The organism is Pseudomonas sp. MWU12-2020, from assembly GCF_023100605.1.
GTDB classification, from domain to species: Bacteria; Pseudomonadota; Gammaproteobacteria; order Pseudomonadales; family Pseudomonadaceae; genus Aquipseudomonas; species Aquipseudomonas fluorescens_H.
Window position 1 is genome coordinate 128,451 of the sequence record NZ_JALMEX010000006.1, and the last position, 21,800, is coordinate 150,250.

The following is a 21,800-nucleotide window of genomic DNA, read 5'->3' on the forward strand; positions in this document are numbered from 1 at the left end:
GTTGCTAAAAATACACAACGTCGGGGGCTGGTTGACTTTTCAGACGCCGCCCGGCAGGTTGGGACCTATCGAACAGAGAATCTATCGGCGCCAAGGTTATTCCCGATTTTGTGAAAGGAATATGAAAAACCGGTCGGAGATTCGTTTATCTGCAATTCATACAGCCACTGTTCAGTCTTCTGCGGGTAATCGCCGGTTTTTAGAAAAAGTCCGACTGAATTACTCTTCTTTTATTAAGTGGATTGCGATTGTTAGTTGCAGAGTTGAACAGTTTTTAATCAAGGCCTTTCGTTTGACAGACTCACCCGTTTTACCTTCAAGCATTGTAAAAAACAATCCTATGTCCTTGTATTTGGCGCGTTTGGCACCTTCGAGCCAATTAACCATGCGTTACGTTTTACAGGACGCCGCTGACCGTCTGGGCTTTGAAGACATGAATGTCGAAGAGATTCCCTGGCATGCGTTACAACCCGAAGATGTTGTGGGTCTTGTCGCGGCACTGCGCGCAGACAACTACGCACCCAACACTTCTTCGTTGTATGTGAATGCGGTGCGCGGGGTCATGAATGAGGCCTGGCGCATGAGCCTGATCAGCCAGGAACATCTGTTGAAAATGCGCTCGGTCAAGGGCATCGCCGGCACGCGGCTGTCTCAGGGGCGCAATCTCAAGCGCACGCTGATTCACGAATTGATGGAAGTCTGCGCCGCCGACCCACGCCCACAGGGCCTGCGAGATGCGGCAATCATCGCGCTGCTGTACGGGACCGGCATGCGCAAGTCGGAATCGGTGGATCTGGACCTGGATCAGGTCGAGTTCAGCGAGCGCAGCCTGTGCGTCACCGCCAAGGGCAACAAGCAGTTGATCAAATACGCGCCGGCGTGGGCGTTCAGCAAGCTCAATGCCTGGCTCGAACTGCGCCGTTCACAGCTCAAGGAAGGCGAGAGCGACGATGCCTTCCTGTTCAACCGCATCCGCCGTGGCAGCCACATCACCCGCGAGCGCATCACCAAGCACGCGATCTATTACATCGCCCGTCAGCGCGGGACGCAGGTCGGGGTGAAGATCATGCCCCACGATTTCCGTCGCTCGTTCATCACCCGGGTGATCGAGGAGCACGACCTGTCGATCGCGCAGAAACTGGCGCATCACAGCAACATCCAGACCACCGCCAACTACGATGTGCGCGATGACAACGAGCGGCGGCGGGCGGTGGATCGCTTCGATCTTTGATCAATTCAGGCCAAACACATGCGCCGCACCGAGCACCGACAGTTGCACCGCGCTGCCGGCGGGCGGTGCGTGCATGCCCGAGCTGCGCACCAGAATCGAACGGGCCGGATCCTGAGTCGCGGATGAGCTCAGTTCAACCGTCAAGGTGCAGGTATTGCCGGCGAAATCGCGGTCGGTGACCAGCGCCTGGCAGCCTTGACTGTCAGACGCCACTTCGGCGATCTGCAATTGTTCGGGGCGCAGCATGATCTGCGCGGCGCCGCTGAAGCCGTTGCTGTTCACCGCCACCTGACCCAGATCGCAGTGCGCCCAACCCGCCTCGATCCGCGCGGGCAGCACCACGGCTTCGCCGAGAAAGTGCGCAGTCTGCTCATCATTCGGAAAGCGGTAGAGATCCATTGGATGCCCGGATTGCACCAGCCGGCCGCTGCGCATCACCGCCAATTGATCGGCAAACGACAACGCTTCGCTCTGATCGTGGGTCACCAGAATGGTGGTGACGCCTGCGTCTTCGAGCAGGCGCGCGACCATTTTGCGCATGGCACTGCGCAAACCGGTGTCGAGGGCAGAGAACGGCTCATCGAGCAGCATCAGCCGTGGTTGTTGCGCCAGTGCCCGGGCCAGGGATACGCGCTGTTGCTGACCACCAGACAATTCGTGCGGCCAACGGTTGGCCATGTTCGCGTCCAGCGCGACGCTGTCCATCAACTCAAGGATGCGCTGGGTGCGGGCCGCACCGGTCAGGGCCAGGCCGAAACCGATGTTCGCCGCCACCGTCATGTGGGGGAATAACGCGCCGTCTTGCGGTACGTAGCCGATCTGCCGTTGATAGGCCGGCACTGCGTGGCTGCGGTCGACCAGCGTCTGGCCGTTGAGCGTGAGGCTGCCGCTGTCGGGAAACTCGAACCCGGCGATCATCCGCAACAGCGTGGTCTTGCCGGAACCGGAGGGGCCGACGATCACCGTGCGGCTGCCGGTCGGCACGTTGAGGCTGACGTCATCGAGCGCCATTTGTGCGCCGAAGGTTTTACTGAGGTTGAGCAGTTCGAGAGCGTTCATCGGCCAGCGGTACGCCTGGATTGGTGATAGAGAATGGCCGTCAGCGGCAGAGAAAGCAGGATCATCAAGAGCGCGTAGGGCGCTGCGGCGGCGTAATCGATTTCGCTGGTCATCGCCCAGAAGCCAGTGGCGAGGGTGCGCGTGCCGTTGGGCGCGAGCAGCAGGGTCGCGGTCAGTTCATTGGTGATTGCCAGAAATACCAGGGCTGCACCTGCCGCCGCGCCGGGAGCTGCCAGGCGCACGGTGATCAGCCACAATGCGCGCAACGGCGAGCGGCCAAGGCTTTGCGCGATGTTTTCCAGTTCGACCGGGGCCTGCGCGAAACCGGCGCGCAGACTGACCAGCGCCCGCGGCAGGAACATCAGCAGATAGGCCAAGAGCACGGTGATGGTGGTCTGGTAGATCGGCCGGGCGAAATGAATGGTCACGGTGACCAACGCCAACGCAACGACAATGCCGGGCAGCGAACTGGTGATGTAATTGCAGCCTTCCAGCAAGCGCTGCAGTTTGCCCGGAGAACGGATCGACAGCCATGCAATGGGAATCGCCGCAACGCTGGTCAGCAACGCGCCGGCCACGCCATACGACAACGTCTGCAGCAGGGCCGGCATTAACTCGTCGCCTTGCCAGACCTGCACACCACCGGCCACCAGCCAGCGGCCCAGCGTGAGCAACGGCACACCGAGCGCCAGCAGGCAGGTCAGCGCTTGCAGGAGTAACGCCAAAGATGTCGCGCCGCGCCCGAGTTGCACGCTGCGCTGATCCCGGGCGCTGCCGGAACCGACTCGCGCATAACGCGCCTGGCCACGGGCGGCGGATTCAGCCGTGAGCATCGCCAGACAGCACAGCGCCAGAACCCCGGCGAGCATGTTGGCGGCCGGGCCGTTGAAGGTCGATTTGAACTGATCGAAGATCGCCGTGGTGAAGGTGTCGAAACGGATCATCGCGTACAAGCCATACTCGGCCAGCAAATGCAGACCGACCAACAAGGCTCCACCGCAGATTGCCAAGCGCAATTGCGGCAACACTACCCTAAAGAACTCTGCCCACGGCTTTAGTCCCAAGGATTGCGCAACGTCTTCAATCGCCGGATCGAGACGACGCAAGGTCGCCGCAATCGGCAAATACAGAAACGGGAAATACGCGATCACCGACACCAGTACACCGGCGGGCAGGCCGTGGATCGATGGAATCAGGCTGACCCACGCGTAACTGTGGACGAACGCCGGCACGGCCAACGGTGCGACCGCCAGCACTGACCACAAGCGTCGGCCGGGCAGGTTGCTGCGTTCGGTCAGCCAGGCCAGGGTTGTCCCGAGCACGATGCACAGTGGCAGGGTGATCAGCACCAGCAGCACGGTGTTGATCAGCAATTCGCCGACCCGTGGGCGAAATATCATGGCTTCGATGGTTGCCCAACCGGTGTACCACGACACGCCGATCACGAAGGCAATCGGCAGCAGTGACAGCAATGACACCAGTACCGCCGAGGTCACCACCCACGAGCCGCCGCGCCCGCCAAGCCTGCGGGCAGGGTGGAGAAGGCTGGCGGGGGCCGTCGCAACGGCCGGTGCAGGCAAGGTTTCGGGCATCACTTAGAGCAATCCGGCCTGGGTCATCAGCTCGACGGCTTTTTTGCTGTCGAGGGTCGAAGCATCGACTTTCGGCGCATCGAGGGTTTTCAGCGGGGTCAGCTTCGGATTGGACGGCGCGTCTTTGCCCACGGCGTATTCGAAGGAGGTGCCGGTTTCGAGAACTTCCTGACCTTCCTTGCTGGTGATGTATTTGACGAACGCCTGCGCCTGCTCCGGATGCTTGCTCGATGCCAGGACGCCGGCGCCGGAGGTGCTGACGAATGCGCCCGGATCCTGATGTTTGAAGTAATACAGGCGAGTGTTGTTGCTGTTTTCGCCCGTCTTCGACTGATCGACGAAGCTGTAATAGTGATAGATCACGCCGCTGTCGATCTGCCCGGCGTTCACCGCTTTGAGCACCGCGCTGTTGCCGCGATAGATGGTTGCATTGGTCTTCATGCCCTTGAGCCATTCCAGGGTGGCGGCTTCGCCTTTCTGTTGCAGGACGGCGGCGACAATCGCCTGGAAATCCGCGCCAGCCGGGGAGGCGGCCCAACGGCCTTTCCATGCCGGGGTGGCGAGGTCGAGCAGGGATTTGGGCAGGTCTTTTTCAGGCAGCTTGCTCGGGTTGTAGACAAACACGGTGGAACGGGCGGCGATGCCGACCCAATTGCCATGGGCCGGGCGGTAAGCGGAATCGACTTGCTCAAGGGTCGCGGGCGCCAGTGGGGCGAACAGTTTGGCATTGTCCACCAGCACCATCGCCGGGGAGTTCTCGGTGAGGAATACGTCTGCCGGCGAGGCGGCGCCTTCCTGCACGAGCTGGTTGCCCATCTCGGTGTCATCGCCGTTGCGAATGGTCACCGGGATCCCGGTTTCTTCGGTGAAACCGGCCACCCAGGCCTTGGTCAGCGTTTCATGCTGCGCGTTGTAAACCACCAGACCCACCGAGTCGGCGGCAAACGCGTGCCCGGTGCCGAGCAATGCGGTAGCCAGCAATGCGCGCTTGAAGAAGGATGGAAGGCGTGGATTCATTCGGGCAGCTCCTGTTTTTAGACGTTATGAGCAAACCCTCGCAGGAAACAATGCGAACGATTTGCAAGTGTCGAGTCGCGGCAATGTAGGGTGGCAAATGAGAAAAAAACGTCAAAGAAGCCGTTAATACTTTTCATTGCCATTCAAATTTACCGCGACTCTCCACTTTTGTCTTAACGTCATTGCTCAGGAGTGGGGGATGTAGGCCACGCTCTGGTCTTCACGTCCGTGGAATAGCTGCTCGCCACGGGTGGGCGTGGTGGTGATGACCTGGTGATCAGCCTTCAGCGCATCCAGTGGCACGGCATCACCGGAACGGTATTGCGCGACGAAAATCGTGCGTTGCGGATCCCAATGTTCCCCGCTGGTTCTTTCCAGCCAGGCGATCAGCGTCGCGGTGTCGCCATTGTGCGGGAAGTCCTGGATCGTTTCCGGCACGTAGTAGAACGGTGCACCACCGGTTTGCAGGTACATCGGCACTTTGTTGTCGACCTCGATCATGACCATGCGCCATTGATTCAACGGTGCCTGCTGACTGGCCTGTTCGCGAACCTGCTCGCCGAAGCGGATAACACCGCCGCCGCTGTTGGTCCACGGGTAAAGCACCCCCAGGATCGCGGCGAGTAACACCGTGGTGACAGCGAAGCCGATCTTCAGCCCACGACCTGCGCTGTTGCGAGCGGCCATGCGCCGGGTCACCCACCAGGCACCCAGCAGTTGCGCGAAGGGCACCAACGGCAGGACGTAATAACTGCGGCGACTGCCACACGCGGTGAAGAACAGCATCAGCAACGCGAGCCCTTGAATCAGCCAGCGGGTGTCCGGTTCGATGTGCTTCCAGTTGCGCGCGGCCACCCACAAGGCGATCAACCAGCACGGTGCCCATGGCAGGGTGTAGACCGGCAGGTAGATCAAGTAGGTGTAAATCGGCCCGAATTGATCGAACGGCTGGAAAAACCGCACGACGTTTTCGCGCAGCACCAGGCCGAGGCCGCTCTGTTCGTAGTTGGGCGCACCGTAGAGGTGGGACAACAGGAACGGCGTCATGTAGAACGCCCCGGCGATCAGCAGAGCACCCAGCAGTCGCAGGTTCAGGTGACGTTTCCAGCGATGTTCGCTGAGCAGGTGCGGCAGCAGCACCAGGCCGGGCAGGATGAAACCGATCAGGCCTTTGAACAGCGATGTCAGCGACAGCAGACCGAAGAACACCACGTAGCGCCAGAACCGCGTGTCATCCGGGCCACGCCAGTACCACCAGACGGCCGCCAGTACACCGCAAACGGTGAGGATGTCGGCGGTGGCGACTCGCGCCCAGAACACGAAGTAGAACGTGGTCGCCAGCATCCAGCCGGCGATCAACCCGGTGCCTTTGCGAAACAGTTGCTCGCCGATCAGGTACACCAGCCACACGCTGAACCACGCGGAAATCACCGATGACAGGCGCAACGACCAATGCCCCAGTCCGCCGGTGAACCACGAGGTGGCGGTGATCAGCCAGTACGACAGCAACGGTTTGTCGTAGTAGGGGCTGCCCTTGAGATAGGGGTCGAAATAGTCGCCGCTTTGCAGCATCTGCAACGCGATGTTGGCCCAACGGGTCTCCGGCCCCCACAGCTCACGACTGCCCAGGCCGAGCAGTAAAAGCAGGGCAGTCGCTGCCAGCAGAAGCAGCAACTGCCTCCGTTCAGTCCTGGTCTGGGTCATGGCTGGCTCTGACTGAAGATGAGGATTTCGATTTGGCCACGGCGGTAGTGCTTGCCGTCTATTGGCAGCAGCTCAAGTTGTTGCGCGTCCGATGTGCTGTTGACGCGCATCACCACGCCCACCGAGCCTTTTTTCCGCGCTTCGGTCATCCATTGGCCAACACCTTCCAGGCTGACTTTGCGTGAAGCCATGGCCGGGTCATCGAGGCCGTACTTGAGCTCGCCAACGGTGTTGAACAGGTCGACCTGCGGGCGGCGCAAGCGCCATGACAAAGCAGAAGCCGCGCCGAGGTCGTTGCTCAGCAAAGAGCTGGTCTGGCTGAGTTCCTGCTGATGCTCGGCGATGAACTGATCCGGCATCTTGCTGTTGACGATGGTCGCCGGCATTGCAGCGGGTAGCAGCGCGACAAGCAGGCCGATGCCCAGCGCCGGCATCGCCCACAGCGTCAGAGGTCGCAAGGCTTGCAGCGAACCGGCAATGATCCAGCCGAGCAATACGATGTAGGCCAGCGACAGGCTGAACATCTCGGTGTTTGCATAGATTTCACGGGTCGCTTGCAGATAAATCAGCGCCACCAGTGCAGCGCCGGCCAGCACCACGTTGACCACACCGTTGGTACGCAAGACGCGGCCGTTCTGGTCAGCGAGCCAGTTCATCACGGTGTAGCCCATCAACAGGGCCAATGGCAGCAGGCACGGCATGATGTAGGTCGGCAGTTTGCCGCTGCTCGCGCTGAAAAACGCCAGGGGCAGCAGGAACCACAAAGCCAGGAAGGCGATTTTCGGGTCACGCTTTTCGCGCCAGGTGCGCAACAGCGTCGAAGGCAGCAGCAATGCCCATGGCAAGGTGGCGGCAAACAGCAGCGGCAGATAGAACCACCATGGCCGTGCATGCTGTGCGTCTTCGCCGGCGGCAAAGCGGCGGATGTGTTCGTGCCAGAAGAAGAACCGCCAGAAATCCGGTTCACGGTAATGCACGGCCAGTGCCCAAGGCACGCTGACCAGGGCGGCCACCACAACGGCGACCAGACCATAACGCACCAGCTCGCCAAAGCGTCGTTGCCAGATCATGTAGGGCAGGGCGATCAGCACTGGCAGCATCAGGGCGAGGAAACCTTTGGTCATCAGGCCCATGCCACAAGCGAGGCCCAACAATGCCCAGCCGCCCAGGCGCGCGCGCGGGGTGGTGCTGTCGATGGCAAACCAGATCGCCACCAGGCTGAGGTTGACCCACAGGGTGAACTGCGGATCGAGGTTGGCATAGCCGGCCTGACCTGCAATCAGGCCGAAGCTCATATAAAGGAGGGCGCACGCTGCGCTGATTCGCGGGTTGTTCCACAGGCGACGGGCCAATACGTAGGCCAGCCACACGCTTACGCCGGTGCTGAGCGCCGAGGCGATGCGTACGCCGAACAGGTTTTCACCGAAAATGGCCTGGCCGATGGCGATCATCCAGTAGCCGGCAATCGGTTTTTCGAAGTAGCGGATGCCCATGAAATGCGGCGCCACCCAGTTGCCGCTCAGCAGCATTTCCTGGCTGATCTGGCCATAACGGGTTTCATCGGGAATCCACAGACCGTGGGTCATCAGTGGCAGCAGATAAAAGACCACGAATGCCAGCACCAGCCCGGGTATCGCAAAGCGCTCGACCAGGGTGCTCTGGTGGAGGCGCGGCAAATTCAACGCTGCATGGTGCAGCGGTTTGTTCTCAGACGTCATGACTGGACCTTGGTGCAGTACAAAGTGTGCGTTTCAGTGAAGCGCCTGGCGATTTCCGTTGCAGGCGCGGCACTGGGTTGAATGAATGCAGAGGCGAGCACGTCCGATGGACGTGCTCCTGTATTCAGAGAACGGGTCTGCTTCCAGCTTTAAGTTCTCCTTGGGAAGACAAGCTTTAAAATGAAATATTTCCAGTTTTTCAGTCTGAAAAACATTTCTTATTACAATTTCATGCGCGCCAATACCCTGTGCCAGAGCATTGGCCGAGCTGTTTAGTGCTTGATTAAGTTTGCTGGTTACTTGGCCAATCGCTGCCAGCCTTCGGGGTTCATGATGCCAATGACTTCAAGTTTGCCTTGGGCATCTACACGGGCTAAAACCGCGCTGCCATATTCGGCGGCGACCGCGCGCGGGTAACCGGTTTGCCTTTCGAAATCGGCGATGCAGCCGCTGTGGGTCACGAGGATCATGTTCTGCCCCGGGGTCTTGTGCGCCACCAACTCATCACGCATCGTCGGACCACAGGTTTCAAGCCATTCTGCCGCCACTGCGTCGCGACCGAACATGTAATGAGCCGTTTGCGCAGTGCGCGTCAGCGGGCTGGTGAACACTTGGGTCTGCTGCATTCCCAATTGCGTGAAGGCACGACCTACGGAGGCTGCGGAGACACTGCCTGCCTGGGTGATACCGTCTGCCGGCCCCAGGCAAATGTTGCTCGAGCGGTCACAGCGTTCGGCGTGGCGCACCAGTGCGACGACCTCGCCAGCCTGCCAGGCTTTCACCCATTGCTGGGTGGTAGAGTCGCTGACATAACGCAGGTTGGCAGGTGAACGCTGCAGCCAGACGAAGCCACAAATCAGGGTGATCACCAGCACGCCGGCAGCGATGGCGACCCAGGCCCGCGGACGAGAGAGGTACGATCTCTTGGGTGCTGATTGTATTTGTACTAATTCAACCACGACGTTGCCCCTTGTCATTCCCGAGTTCCATTCAGTCCACACGCAAAGTGCAACGTAAGCTCCAGGAGTTTAGTTACTTTACGGCGGTTTGCTTGAATGGCTGCTGAACACTACGTTCAGAGTCGTGGCGGCGTAGTGAAGAACATGTGAAAAATTTGCGAGAGAAGCACAGATATCAGCGGAATAGTCTATTTGATAACTAAACTCAAATAGCTGTTTTGTTTGCTTGAAGCACTTAACAACTGCGCCGGGCAAGGCGAAGCTGCGCGCTTTGGACAACGTCGTCGCGCCGCCCCTTGCAGCTCTGACATCAGCACTGGAGTCATTGAACCGGATGGACCTCAAGCAAAGCCTCGCCAATCGGATCGTGATTGTGTTCGCCTTGATGAGCGCGGTGGTAGCCGGTGTCTTCGCGATGGGCATTGTGGCCACGGTGCATGTCGTCGAGCACAAGTTGACCATGACGGCCCTGAGCGGCGGACTGCGCCGGTTGCTGGCGATGGACGACATCAACCAGTGGCGCCATGAGCCGGAAAAGAGCGAACTGTTTTTTTTCGAGAACGGTCCGGGGCCCATGGCGCTGACGCCGCAACTGGCAAAACTGCCCCTGGGGTTTCAGGAGATCACCTTCAACGGTGATGACTTTTACGCCATGGTCGAGGCAGTCGGCGGCCGCAAATATGTGTTGCTGCGCAATCAGGAAAGCTTCGAGCAACGCGAGCACCTGCTGTTCTTCGTGGTGATTGTCGGGTTCATCCTCAGTGTCATGTTGGCTGTCGCGCTCGGCAGGCTGCTGGCGCGGCAGGTCATGGCGCCGGTGATTCGCCTGGCGGGGCAGGTACGTCATCGCGATCAGTTGATCGCGTTGGCGCCGGCCCTGCATCCGGATTACGCCGATGATGAAGTAGGGGAGTTGGCGCTGTCTTTCGACCAGACACTCGGCCGGTTGCGCGAGACCCTGAACCGGGAAAAGCTCTTCACCAGTGACGTGAGCCACGAACTGCGCACACCGCTGATGATTCTGGCCAGCTCCTGCGAGCTGTTGCTGGCCAACCCCTCGCTGGATCGGCGTTCCACTGAGCAGGTCAACCGCATTGCCCGGGCCAGCGCTGAAATGCGCCAACTGGTCGAAACCTTTTTGATGCTGGCGCGCAAGCCGGAAGAGCTTGGCACCGAATCCACCTGCACACTCAAATCTATCGCTGACGCCCAAGTGGACATCTGGGGGCGACTGATTCGCGAAAAAGGTCTGGAGTTTATCTACGAGCCGCAACTGGCGGGCACCACGCGTTATGACCTGACGTTCTTGCAATCGGTCATGGGCAATCTGTTGCGCAACGCCTGGCACTACACCGATCAGGGCTTTGTCCGGTTGACTCTGCTCAAGGACAGTTTCGTGGTCGAGGACAGCGGCATCGGTATTCCGGAAGAGAAACGCCAGGCGATGTTTCAGCCATTCGTGCGTGGTGACGAACAGCGCGGTGAAGGGCTTGGCCTGGGGTTGTCGCTGGTGCAGCGGATCTGCAGCCATCAGCACTGGCAGGTTCAGTTGGTGACTCGCGAACCCAACGGCTGCCGTTTCACCGTCACGCTACCGGCGGCGACTCAGGACGCCGATGGACAGGTGCGTGAATTGCCCGCCGCTTGATTGATCAGGGCAGCCAGGCGTTTGACGTTGTTCTGTTGCGCGGCTACCAGGTCATCGATGCTCGGGCCGGACGGTGTTTGCAAGGTTGAATGACAGGTCAGCAGAGCATTGTCCGCCGCACCGCTCGGGCGCAGGCGCCACTTGACGTCGATCAGCCCGTATTGTCCGGGGATAGAGTCAAAACGCTGCACATCAATGCGCACCGAAACATTGCCGCGACTGCCGGTATTGCTCAGTTGATCGCTCAACGCGCTGCGCAACTCATCCGCCAGACTCGCCCCCCACCATTGGGTTTCCAGAATCGCCAGGCCATTGTTGCCCTGACGGATGACGATTTGCGGGCGGTCGACCTGTGGCGGCACGCTGATCGCCTCGATGGGAATTTGCGCACCGGCCCGGGACGCCGGCAGTTGCACCGGCGTCAGGGTGTGAAAGTTGATCGGCTCGCTGCGGCAGGCACCCAGCAGCATGAACGCAGCGAGCACGGTGATCTTCAGCGGTAAAGCCATGGGGTAGCTCCTGTGCTCAATTGCGTGGCGGTCCTTTCAGATCCAGCGGCGCGGCGTTGTCGGGGCGACCGCGGATCAGCGATTCCGGATGGCGACCGAGATAATCCGACAGCTCACGCAGTGACCGCGACATGCGCCCGAGTTCGTCGAGGGTCTCGGTGAGCTTCTCGCGCTGCGGCGAATCTTCGGCCAGCGTCGAGCTGGCGGACTGCAAGGTCTTGCTGACGTCGGCCAGGGTGGTCTGCACGCTCGGCAGGGTTTTCGCGTTGAACTGTTGCAGGCCTTTGCGCAGCTCCACGAGGTTGCTGTCGAGGTTGCCGGCAATCCGTTCGACCGGCAGTTTGTTGAGCTTGTCGACCACGGCTTCGAGTTTTTCCTGCAACTGTTCGAGACTGCCGGGCACGGTGGGCAAGACCACCGGCCGGGCCGTCGGGTCAAACGCAACTTTCTCGGCTTTCGGGAAGAAATCCAGTGCAACGTACAGCTGCCCGGTCAGCAGGTTGCCACTGCGGGCCTGGGCGCGCAGACCGTTATCGACGAAGGTGCCGAGCAGACGAATACCGGCGGCTTCGTCGTTGGGATCGTGCTTGAATTCGGTCAGCATCTTTTTGTAGGCCTGGCCCAGGCGCTGCGGGTAAATGACGATGCCGACGTTAAGCGGGAAGCTGCGTTTTTTCGCGTCGAAGTCCAGGTTGATCCCGACGACCCGGCCGATCTCCATGCCGAGAAACTCTACCGGTGCATCGACCTTGAGTCCGCGCAGCGACTGATCGAAACGCAGCACCATGTATTGCGCCTTGCCGTTGGGCGGGGCGAGGGCGGTCTGCTGATCGGCGAACAGCTCGAAGTCTTTGTCGTCCGTGGCAGCAACGTCGTTGGGGCTGTAATCCGGCGCACGGAAGGCAATGCCGCCGACCAGCATGGTCGACAGCGATTCGGTCTTTACTGCGAAGCCGTTGGCGCCGACGTTGATGTCGATGCCGCTGGCGTTCCAGAACCGGGTATTTTCGGTGACGAACGCGTCGTTCGGCGAATGGATGAACACCTCGATGTCCACGCCTTTGCCCTCGGGATTGAGGGTGTAGGTGACGACCTGGCCGACCGGAATCTTGCGGTAGTAAACCGGCGATCCGATGTCCAGCGAGCCGAGATCCGGAGCGTGCAGCATGAAGCGCTTGCCCGGTTCGCCGTAAGTGATCGGCGGTGGATTTTCCAGGCCCTTGAAGTGTTTGGCGCGGCTGTCGGCCTGGCCGATATCGGCACCGATGTAGTCGCCGGAGAGCAGGGTGTCGATGCCCGAAACGCCACCGGCGCCGATGCGCGGGCGCACGACCCAGAAGTGCGAGTCTTCGCGGGTAAAGGTTTCGGCCTGCTTGGCCAGTTTGATCGTGGCGTCGACGCTCTTCTGGTCGGCGCTCAACTCGACGTCAGTCACCTGACCGATCACCACGTTGCGATACTTGACCTCGGTCTTGTTGGCGGTCAGACCGCTGCCGGTCTTGAAGTTGACGACGATGGTCGGGCCTTCCTGCAGCAGGTTGTGCACCACCAGCGAAATACCGACCAGCACCGCCACGATCGGCACGATCCACACCAGTGAAATGCTGAAACGACGCGTCTTGATCGGCGCTTGGCCCGGTGCTCGTGGCTCATCGGCGGCTGACGACTTCATCCATGTCCCCCTCGGTTTTGTGGATGCTGAGCGTCAGGAACGCAAAAGCACTCCATCAATATAGAAGTGCTTGGCGATAGAGCAAATAGCGAGGAGCTGGTTACGTGTAGGAGCTGCCGCAGGCTGCGATCTTTTGATCTTGATTTTTAAAGATCAAAAGATCGCAGCCTGCGGCAGCTCCTACAGGGGGGATGCGTTCAGCCGACAAGTTCGCGCAGGCGATACCAGAACATCCCCAGTGCCAGCAGCGGCGAACGCAGCGCCGGGCCGCCGGGGAAGGTCATGTGCGGCACGGCACTGAACACGTCCATGCCCTGACTATGGCCGGCGTGAATGGCCTCGCCCAGCAGCTTTGCACACCAGTGCGTGACGTTAAGACCGTGACCGGAATAACCCTGAGCGTAGAACACGTTCGGCTGCTGCTTGAGCTGGCCGACCTGCGGGAAGCGGTTGGCGGTGATGCCGATCTTGCCGCCCCACTGATAGTCGATGCGCACATCCGCCAGTTGCGGGAAGACCTTGAGCATCTTCGGGCGCATGTAGGCGGCGATGTCCGCCGGATCGCGGCCGGAATAGTGGCAAGCCCCGCCGAACAACAACCGTCGATCCGCCGAGAGCCGGTAGTAATCGAGTCCGACTTTCTGGTCGCACAACGCCAGGTTGTGCGGGATCAGTTGCGCGGCTCGAGCTTCGGACAACGGCTCGGTGGCGATGATGTAACTGCCGGCGGGCAACACCTTGCCACTGAGTTGCTGTTCGAGTTCATCCAGATGCGCATTGCAACCGAGCACCAGACTGCCGGCGCGCACGCTGCCAGTGGCGCAGCGCACCTCAACGGTTTCGCCGTGGATGATCTGCAGCACCGGGCTTTGCTCGAAAAGGCGTACACCGAGGGACGCCGCCAGACGCGCTTCGCCCTGCACCAGATCCAGTGGATGCAGATGGCCGGAGCCCATGTCGATCAGCCCCCCCGCGTAGCCGTCGGCGTTGACCACTTGCTGACGGATCTGCTCGGGGCCAACCAGGCGGGTCTGGTGTTGATAGCCGAGTTCGTCGAGGCTGACCTGTTCGTCCTTGAACGCCGCGAACTGCGCCGGGGTGTTGGCCAGTTCGCAGAAGCCCCAGCGCAGGTCGCACTCGATATCGTTTTCAGTGATGCGCTGGCGCACCAGGTCCACCGAGTCGATCCCGGCACGTTGCAGATAGCGCACGCCGTCGTTGCCCACGTAACGTGCAAAGCCCTCGACCTCATGACCGATGCCGCGAATCAACTGACCGCCGTTGCGTCCGCTGGCCCCCCAGCCGATGCGCCGGGCTTCGATCAACACCACCGACAGCCCGCGTTGCGCCAGCTCAATCGCGGTGTTGACCCCGGTGAACCCGCCGCCGATCACGCAGACATCGGCGCTGAGATCACCGTCGAGCACCGGCCAGGGCGTACTTGCCCGGGCCGAAGCAGCGTAATAGGAGCGGGCGTGTTCTTTGCTGTACTGATTCATTTGTTCGACTTCACTTTGCTCCAGGAACGGGTCATCAGACGCATGATCGACTGGGGCGGGGTGGTGGAAATATACAGTTTGTCGAGGACTTCCTGCGGTGGGTAAACCTCTGGATTGCTCACCAGTGCCACGTCCATGTACTGCTTGGCCGGCGGGTTCGGGTTGGCGTAACCGACCGAAGCGCTGACCTTGGCGATCACTTGCGGATCAAGCAGGTAATTGATGAAGGCGTGGGCTTCCTTGGGATTGGCGGCGTCGGCTGGAACCGCTAACAGATCGAACCACAGGTTGGCGCCTTCCTTCGGGATCGCGTAGGCGATGTTCACGCCGTTCTTGGCTTCCTTGGCGCGGTTGGCGGCCTGAAACACGTCGCCGGAGTAGCCGAACGCCACGCAGATATCGCCGTTGGCCAGATCGGACACGTATTTCGAGGAATGGAAATAGGTGATGTACGGACGGATGCTCAGCAGTTTGGCTTCAGCCTTCTTGAAGTCTTCCGGGTTCTCGCTGCGTGGGTCCATGCCCATGTAGTTGAGGATCGCCGGGAACACTTCGTCGGCCGAGTCCATCATCGACACGCCGCACTGCGACAGCTTCTTGATGTTTTCCGGTTCGAACAGCACCGCCCAGGAATCGATGTGATCGATGCCCAGCACTTGCTTGACCTTGTCGACGTTGTAGCCGATGCCGTTGGTGCCCCACAGGTAAGGGACCGAGTGCGCGTTTTGCGGGTCGTTCTTTTCAAGCAGCGCGAGCAGTTTCGGGTCGAGGTTTTTCCAGTTCGGCAACTGCTCGCGATCCAGTTTGAGGAACGCGCCGGCCTTCACCTGGCGGGCGAGAAAGTGGTTGGACGGCACGACCACGTCGTAGCCGGTGCGGCCGGCAAGCAGCTTGCCTTCCAGGGTTTCGTTGGAGTCGAAAACGTCGTAGATCACCTTGATCCCGGTCTTGGCCTGGAAGTCGGCGAGGGTGGTTTCACCGATGTAGTCGGTCCAGTTGTAGACGGAGACCTGGGGCTGGGCCAGGGCTGCGGTGCTGCACAACAGCGCCAGTGCGGCGGGAACCATGGATTTCAATAGACGCATATCGACACCTCTTGGAATTATTGGAGTTTTTCGGGTGGTTCTGGATTTTCAGATGGATCATTGTTCCCCTGCTCTTTGTGGGAGGGGGCTTGCTCCCGAAGAGGCCGGTACCTCCAACATTACAGCTGGCTGATACACCGCTTTCGGGAGCAAGCCCCCTCCCACAAAAAGCCATGCCATGGAGGAAGGGGATTTGTGCTGGAGTCAGACGCTCAGCAGCAGAAACTCGCGCTCCCACGAACTGATCACGCGCTTGAAGTTTTCATGCTCGGCGCGTTTCACCGCGACGTAGCCGCGCACAAACTTGTTGCCCAGGTACTCGGCAACGGTTGTGCACTCTTCCATTTGTGTCAGCGCGTCTTCGATGGTGATCGGCAGGCGCAGGTTGCGGCGTTCGTAGGCGCGGCCTTCGACGGCGGCGCTCGGTTCGATGCCTTCGACCATGCCGATGTAGCCACACAGCAGGCTCGCGGCGATCGCCAGATACGGGTTGGCGTCGGCGCCCGGCAGGCGGTTTTCCACGCGCATGGATTCAGGGCCGGAGGTCGGCACACGCAGGCCGACAGTGCGGTTCTCTTCGCCCCACTCGACGTTGACCGGTGCCGAAGTGTCCGGCAGGAAGCGGCGGAACGAGTTCACGTTGGGCGCAAACATCGGCAGCACTTTCGGGATGTACTTCTGCAACCCGCCGATGTGATGGCGGAACAGCTCGCTCATCTTGCCGTCGGCATCGGCGAAGATCGGCTTGCCGGTCTCGATGTCGACCACACTCTGATGCAGGTGCATCGCGCTGCCAGGCTCGTCGCCAATCGGCTTGGCCATGAACGTTGCGGTGACGTTATGTTTGAGCGCCGCTTCGCGCAGGGTGCGTTTGAACACGGTGATCTGGTCGGCCAGATCCAGTGCATCGCCGTGACGGAAGTTGATTTCCATCTGCGCCGGGCCGTCTTCGTGGATCAGCGTGTCCAGATCCAGACCTTGCAACTCGCACCAGTCGTAGACGTCTTCGAACAGCGGATCGAATTCGTTGGCAGCATCGATGGAGAACGACTGCCGACCGCTTTCGGCACGGCCCGAACGGCCCAGTGGCGCCTTGAGCGGCAGGTCCGGGTCCTCGCAGCGCTGGGTGAGGTAGAACTCCATTTCCGGCGCAACGATCGGCTTCCAGCCCTTGTCGGTGTACAGCTGCAGGACCTTTTTCAGCACGTTGCGCGGCGACAGTTCGATCGGGTTGCCGAACTTGTCGAAGGTGTCGTGGATGACGATGGCGGTCGGCTCGATCGCCCATGGAATCACATACACGGCGTCGCTCACCGGTTTGCAGACCATGTCGATGTCGGCCGGGTCGAGCAGGTCGTAGTAGATGTCGTCGTCGACAAAATCCCCGGTTACCGTTTGCAGCAGCACACTTTCCGGCAGGCGCATGCCTCGTTCATGCAGGAACTTGTTGGTCGGTGCGATCTTGCCGCGGGCGATGCCGGTCAGGTCGCTGACCACACATTCAACTTCGGTAATCTTGTGATCTTTCAGCCAAGTGAACAGCTGATCGAAAGGGGCATTCATAAAGACCTCGTTATTGGTTTTATAGACGCCGGGGAGGGCGGGTTTCATCTTCCGCCCCTTCCCCTGTGGCGCGTTGACGACTATCTTGGGCGAGCCTTGCAGTTCCATCTATCCACTTTAAGCAGCACCAAAGCGCACCAAAAGAGTGCGCAAGGTCTCCCATGACAACGTGTAATCCGCTACAGGTTCAGGCTTTCAATACCGCTGATGTCACCGAACAGATCCGCGCCACGCCGGGTTGGGTCCAGCATTACCAGCAGATGTCCCCAGGGCATTTCGCCGGGCAGATTCGCTATCTGGATCTGCAGGGCGTGCAGGTTTACGAAGAGCAGATGAACACCCGTGTCGAGCAGACGTTCAGCGCGCCATCGGGTGCCTTGGCGTTCTGTTTCGATCGCAGCGATAACGCGCTGTATCTGCTCAATGAAGACAGCCGCAACATCTGGATTACCCCGGAGAACTACCAGGAAATCGCTGTGGTGTTCGGCCCGGAATTTGTCCGTCAGCACGGTCTGGATGTGGCGAGGCTCGAGGGATTGTTCATGGCGCCGCTTAACTGCGGACAGAACGCCTTGTTCAGTCGCTGGTTAAGCTCGACGCTCACGAAGTTGTCGCAACCCCTTGATCAGCCAAGTAAAGAGGCCCTGACTCAGCAATTACTGGAAGACTGCCTGTTCATCCTCGACAACGCTCGCGTGCACCTGGATCGTGGCGGTTTGCAGCGCCGTAGCGAAGAGCGGACGATCATGAAGCGAGTAGGGGAGTGGGTCGCAGATTCACCGGAAGAAACGGTCAATCTGCTGGAACTGGCGCAGGTCGCGGGCGTCTCGCTGCGCCAATTGCAGCATGCGTTCAAAGACTTCACCGGCATGACGCCAAGCCATTGGTTGCGCCTGCGCCGGTTGAACAGCGCACATCGCGAATTACTCAAGCGTGCGCCCACAGACACCACGGTTGCCGAAGTGGCGATGCACTGGTCGTTCTGGCATCTGGGGCGGTTTTCCAGCAGTTATCGGGCACTGTTCAAAGAGCTGCCGAGCGAGACGCTGAAGCGTAAGAACAGCGCCTGAAGATGTTAGTTAAATAGCGGATTTGGCAACGGTAGACTTCTGAATTGCCTTCTTGAATAAATAGGCGCTAAAAAGAAGGGTAATTCCTTCGAAATCCGCCGATCTACTGTTAACTCCACTAAATAGCCGTTTAGTAGAGCTATCGTCGCATCTGTCCTTAAATCAATGGAGTGGGCCATGAATCGAGGGAAAACAAGCGTCGAGGATGTGATTACGGCGCTGGATCTGCAGCCTCATGTCGAAGGCGGCTATTTTCGCAGGACTTTTCAAGCAGATCAGCGCGCCATGCTGCAAACCGCCGGTGGTCCACGTTACCTGATGACCTCGATCTATTACTTGCTGACTGAAGATTCGCCAGTGGGCCAATTTCATTTCAACCAATCGGACATCCTGCATTTCTATCATCTGGGCGATCCTGTCGAGTACAGCATGATCCTCAGTGACGGTGAGTTACGAACGCTGGTGATGGGTAGCGACGTTCTGGCAGGCCAGCATTTGCAAATGCACGTGCCTGGTGGAATCTGGAAAGCTTCGCGATTGCTTGAGGGTGAGCACGGATTTGGATTAATCAGCGAAGCCGTGTCGCCGGGATTTGATTTTGCGGACATGGAGATGGCTGATCGACGGAAACTGATTGCGCGATTTCCACAGCATCGCACGCTGATTGAAAAGCTGACGCGGGATGCTGATTGAGGGTCGCCAGTTTCCGGCAAGGCCGTGGTTGTGAAAAGTGAGGTTTCATGGAAAAGACGCTGGATTGAAATCTGGCGTGCAACCGGGTTAATCCTGAAACATCTTGTTACGTGTAATGTATATTATGTTAAATTATTTGTCTGTACGGAACTTTCTATGCTTGTGCTTGAGGTCACGCGCCACCACTTTCCGATTTTTGCAGACGTCCAGGCTCTTCTCGTTGGACGTCCTTCCTGACTTCGGTCCCTGATGTATGCATGAAAGTTTTGCCCCGTCAGTACAAGAATTCGAGCCGGATATACAGATTTCGCTTTTGAGGCGTTCAAGCACGCCTCATCGATACAGCCGAGCGTTTAACTGATGTCATTCGTTTGCGGCGGTAACAACCAATGTCGTTCGGTGGTCCATCCGAGAAAAACCTGAGCCCCCTCACTTTTCTGGCGGTTCAGGGTCAACGGGAGCCCGGAAGCTGCCACACGCAACCCCATAATTGCCGGTAGAAATCTCTCCCGGAATGCAATGGGTTGAGCCGCGAAATGAGCTTCGATGCTATCGATTGCGCAACGCCTCTCGGCGTCATCCTGCATGGATAAATAAAACACCATCTGGCGCCAGGCATAAGCGGTATTTTTGAGCATCACCAAGCTTGAGTGATAGAGCTTGATTCTCATCTGCTGCCGCATGCATATCCATTGGAAGCACTCCTGAGCAAGTGAACCCAAGCGATGATGTAGCAGCGCTTTCAGACCGAGATCACCAAATAGAAGCGAAAGGTTTTGCGTCGTCAAAATCTGTTGTTGCTCGATGATCCTGCCGTTGGTTGCTGAATGCCATTCACTCAAGGGGGCATTAGCCCGCTGTGCGCACAGGTTTGCCAATGCATCACTGGTATCCAAGTCACGCTGGAGATAGTTTCTGCTCTTTGATTTCGGTTTATCGGGAAGGATCGCCAGTTGGTTCGTGTCGATGTCGTAATAATGGGCGTAAAGGGTGCCATCTATCAACGAGGCCGCTCGCCTGGCTGTTTCCACGAATTTATTCGAAAAGGTTCCCATGAAAATGTCCGCCGCGACCTCCTCCACAAAAGGAAGATCCAGCTTAGCCGTGACAGCAAGCGAACCAAACTCCTGAAGTAGCTTGTTCGGAAGGATAGCCTGAGGGAAAGCAGCGAGAGTTGCTGCCGAGGACTCTATCAAGGCTTGTCTGGCTCCCTCAACGGCGACAGTGTGTGCCTCTCGTTCACCTTCAACGGCCGCCACCCAAGGCAACTCACTGATTTTGACTTGGCTCTGTAGGTTGAGCAGCAGCAATGAACGGCGTCTCCGAAAAGCACGATACGTTGCGATAGACAACGTGCGCAGTGTCGTATCGCGAAATCCAGCACTGCAGATTTCGGCCGTCATCGCTGGCAGTACTCGCGCCACGGTATCTCCAGATGTGATCAATCCCTTGTCAATCAACTGACTGATGGTTCCCTTTCGACAGCGCTCGAGGCGTCGGCGAACTGCTGGTGGAATGGCGACACCTGCTTTCAGCGAATATACCTTCGCCTCCTCACTGGTAATCGGTTCCAACAGGGACGAAAAATCAGAGATTCCTTCCGAGCTCGTATAGCTGTTCAGACGCTCTGAAACCGCCTTGGCGATCAGATGATGCTCGGGCGCGTCCACCTGATGGCGCTGCATGGCTCGGCTTTGTAGATGATCTTCGGATTCGGGATAACCATGTTTGCACACGAAATCATTGACTATCCGCCGAATACGTCCGACTTGACGCCCTGTCAGCGAGGTTGGGTCACGGGAGCAGAGCCTTAGCAACGTGTACAACTCCCCTACCCGGCCCCTGAAAGGTTCAACGTTGAGAATGTCATTGCTACCGGTGGCATCGAACTGACTACTTAACTCATTCGCCTGCTCAAGCCAGCCTTCAGGATATTGCCGACAAGGCCAATCATCCTGGTACGTTAAGAGGAATAGCGAGATAGCTGCATCGTAGAAAGGCAACCGAGTCACGACTACATGTTTTTGCACTGCCAGACGCTGCTGCGCAGGGAGTCTTGAAAGCAGCTTTTTGATATCGCCGACATCGAAGATCTGCACTTCCACCGCAGCGAGCGGTAGCCCGTCTGAAGCCATTGGAAAGAAACGCAGTTGCTCAAAAAAAGTTGCGATTGACTCAATCAGTCTGCGTGCTTCCTCCGTGCGCTGCTGTCCCAGCAGCCAAGCCACGTACAGTAGCGCTGCCTCTTCTGGTACATCGATCCGATAGTCGCTGTTCACCAGTTGCTTTTGCAGTGCTTCGATCCCCTCATCCGTAAGGTACCAGGTGTTGAGATCAAGTCGTTCAAAACCAGGGCGGATGCCTGGGATTGAGGCGGCCAGCCGCCGCTCGTACTCGGTCAGTGCACCACCGGCCATATACTGTCCAGTGGCCAAACCACCCGTGACTACCTCCAGTGTGACCCATTCAGGCACATCCACGAGTGGTATACGCGAGCCATACAACGCGGTGCCCTGCACCATGTGTTCGACCACCTGCTGCCAGCGCTCAATCCGTTCGCGCGCTTTCTCAGTGTCTAGACCCGATTCGTTCAATGCTCGAGATAACTGAAAGACCGCATAACCGGCGTTTATGCCGGCCATTGCATCCGATTCCCTATCGTGCCTGGACATATGTCCTTCTGACCCTGCGATGTAGTGGGTCCGGGGGCTGGATTCGAACCAGCGCCCACCCGGTTAAGAGCCGAGTGTTCTACCGCTGAACTACCCCGGAACAGAGCGC

General features: G+C 58.9%; 16 protein-coding genes and 1 tRNA gene. 4 read left to right on the forward strand and 13 right to left on the reverse strand.

Annotation, left to right across the window (positions count from 1 at the left end; translation table 11 throughout):
• Window positions 1-340: 340 nt before the first annotated feature.
• Window positions 341-1,231: a tyrosine-type recombinase/integrase gene (locus M0814_RS15810; RefSeq protein WP_103483386.1), complete on the forward strand. Its 891-nt coding sequence runs from the start codon at window positions 341-343 to the stop codon at window positions 1,229-1,231.
• On the opposite strand, the gene M0814_RS15815 is transcribed toward M0814_RS15810, so the two are convergent.
• The 6 genes from M0814_RS15815 to M0814_RS15840 all read right to left on the reverse strand — a co-directional run bounded on the left by M0814_RS15815 (window position 1,232) and on the right by M0814_RS15840 (window position 9,190).
• Entirely contained in the window at window positions 1,232-2,290 is a 1,059-nt protein-coding gene (locus tag M0814_RS15815; RefSeq protein ID WP_103483387.1) for an ABC transporter ATP-binding protein, read from the reverse strand.
• Window positions 2,287-3,882, reverse strand: a complete 1,596-nt coding sequence (locus M0814_RS15820) for an iron ABC transporter permease (protein WP_103483553.1) — start codon at window positions 3,880-3,882, stop codon at window positions 2,287-2,289. Before M0814_RS15820 ends, M0814_RS15815 begins: the two co-directional genes overlap by 4 nt.
• Window positions 3,883-3,885: 3 nt before the next feature.
• Window positions 3,886-4,899 (reverse strand): iron ABC transporter substrate-binding protein, encoded by a 1,014-nt coding sequence (locus tag M0814_RS15825; RefSeq protein WP_103483388.1) that lies wholly within the window; start codon window positions 4,897-4,899, stop codon window positions 3,886-3,888.
• Between the two features lie 186 nt (window positions 4,900-5,085).
• Window positions 5,086-6,603 carry a glycosyltransferase family 39 protein gene (locus M0814_RS15830; RefSeq protein WP_103483389.1) on the reverse strand — a complete coding sequence of 506 codons (1,518 nt, stop codon included), beginning with the start codon at window positions 6,601-6,603 and terminating at the stop codon, window positions 5,086-5,088.
• The gene (arnT, locus tag M0814_RS15835; RefSeq protein ID WP_103483390.1) at window positions 6,600-8,321 is read right to left on the reverse strand and encodes a lipid IV(A) 4-amino-4-deoxy-L-arabinosyltransferase; all 1,722 of its coding nucleotides are present in this window, start codon (window positions 8,319-8,321) and stop codon (window positions 6,600-6,602) included. Before arnT ends, M0814_RS15830 begins: the two co-directional genes overlap by 4 nt.
• A gap of 296 nt (window positions 8,322-8,617) precedes the next feature.
• Entirely contained in the window at window positions 8,618-9,190 is a 573-nt protein-coding gene (locus M0814_RS15840) for a histidine phosphatase family protein (protein ID WP_247868493.1), read from the reverse strand.
• A 424-nt stretch (window positions 9,191-9,614) separates the two neighbouring features.
• Here M0814_RS15840 and M0814_RS15845 point away from each other — a divergent pair, with 424 nt between their 5' ends.
• The gene (locus M0814_RS15845) at window positions 9,615-10,928 is read left to right on the forward strand and encodes a HAMP domain-containing sensor histidine kinase (protein ID WP_103483392.1); all 1,314 of its coding nucleotides are present in this window, start codon (window positions 9,615-9,617) and stop codon (window positions 10,926-10,928) included.
• Here the strand turns inward: M0814_RS15845 and M0814_RS15850 are convergent.
• The 5 genes from M0814_RS15850 to M0814_RS15870 form a co-directional block, all read right to left on the reverse strand.
• A complete protein-coding gene (locus tag M0814_RS15850; RefSeq protein ID WP_103483393.1) occupies window positions 10,886-11,437 on the reverse strand; it encodes a PqiC family protein in 552 nt (183 codons plus the stop codon). The genes M0814_RS15845 and M0814_RS15850 overlap by 43 nt on opposite strands.
• A 16-nt stretch (window positions 11,438-11,453) precedes the next feature.
• Entirely contained in the window at window positions 11,454-13,109 is a 1,656-nt protein-coding gene (locus tag M0814_RS15855) for an MlaD family protein (RefSeq protein ID WP_103483394.1), read from the reverse strand.
• A 197-nt stretch (window positions 13,110-13,306) separates the two neighbouring features.
• Window positions 13,307-14,608: an FAD-binding oxidoreductase gene (locus tag M0814_RS15860; protein ID WP_103483395.1), complete on the reverse strand. Its 1,302-nt coding sequence runs from the start codon at window positions 14,606-14,608 to the stop codon at window positions 13,307-13,309.
• Window positions 14,605-15,693, reverse strand: a complete 1,089-nt coding sequence (locus M0814_RS15865; RefSeq protein WP_003224753.1) for a polyamine ABC transporter substrate-binding protein — start codon at window positions 15,691-15,693, stop codon at window positions 14,605-14,607. The genes M0814_RS15860 and M0814_RS15865 overlap by 4 nt, the downstream gene beginning before the upstream one ends.
• A gap of 204 nt (window positions 15,694-15,897) precedes the next feature.
• Window positions 15,898-17,256, reverse strand: coding sequence for a glutamine synthetase family protein (locus M0814_RS15870; protein WP_103483396.1), 1,359 nt, complete (start codon window positions 17,254-17,256; stop codon window positions 15,898-15,900).
• Window positions 17,257-17,417: 161 nt separating this feature from the next.
• On the opposite strand from M0814_RS15870, the gene M0814_RS15875 reads away from it, so the two are divergent.
• On the forward strand, window positions 17,418-18,326 hold the full coding sequence (locus M0814_RS15875; protein WP_103483397.1) for a helix-turn-helix domain-containing protein: 909 nt from the start codon (window positions 17,418-17,420) through the stop codon (window positions 18,324-18,326).
• A gap of 177 nt (window positions 18,327-18,503) precedes the next feature.
• Window positions 18,504-19,019: a cupin domain-containing protein gene (locus M0814_RS15880; protein WP_103483398.1), complete on the forward strand. Its 516-nt coding sequence runs from the start codon at window positions 18,504-18,506 to the stop codon at window positions 19,017-19,019.
• Window positions 19,020-19,372: 353 nt separating this feature from the next.
• Here the strand turns inward: M0814_RS15880 and M0814_RS15885 are convergent, their stop codons facing one another.
• Both M0814_RS15885 and M0814_RS15890 read right to left on the reverse strand, forming a co-directional pair.
• On the reverse strand, window positions 19,373-21,661 hold the full coding sequence (locus M0814_RS15885) for a hypothetical protein (protein WP_103483399.1): 2,289 nt from the start codon (window positions 21,659-21,661) through the stop codon (window positions 19,373-19,375).
• A gap of 55 nt (window positions 21,662-21,716) precedes the next feature.
• Window positions 21,717-21,791 (reverse strand) — tRNA-Lys (locus M0814_RS15890).
• Window positions 21,792-21,800 lie beyond the last annotated feature (9 nt).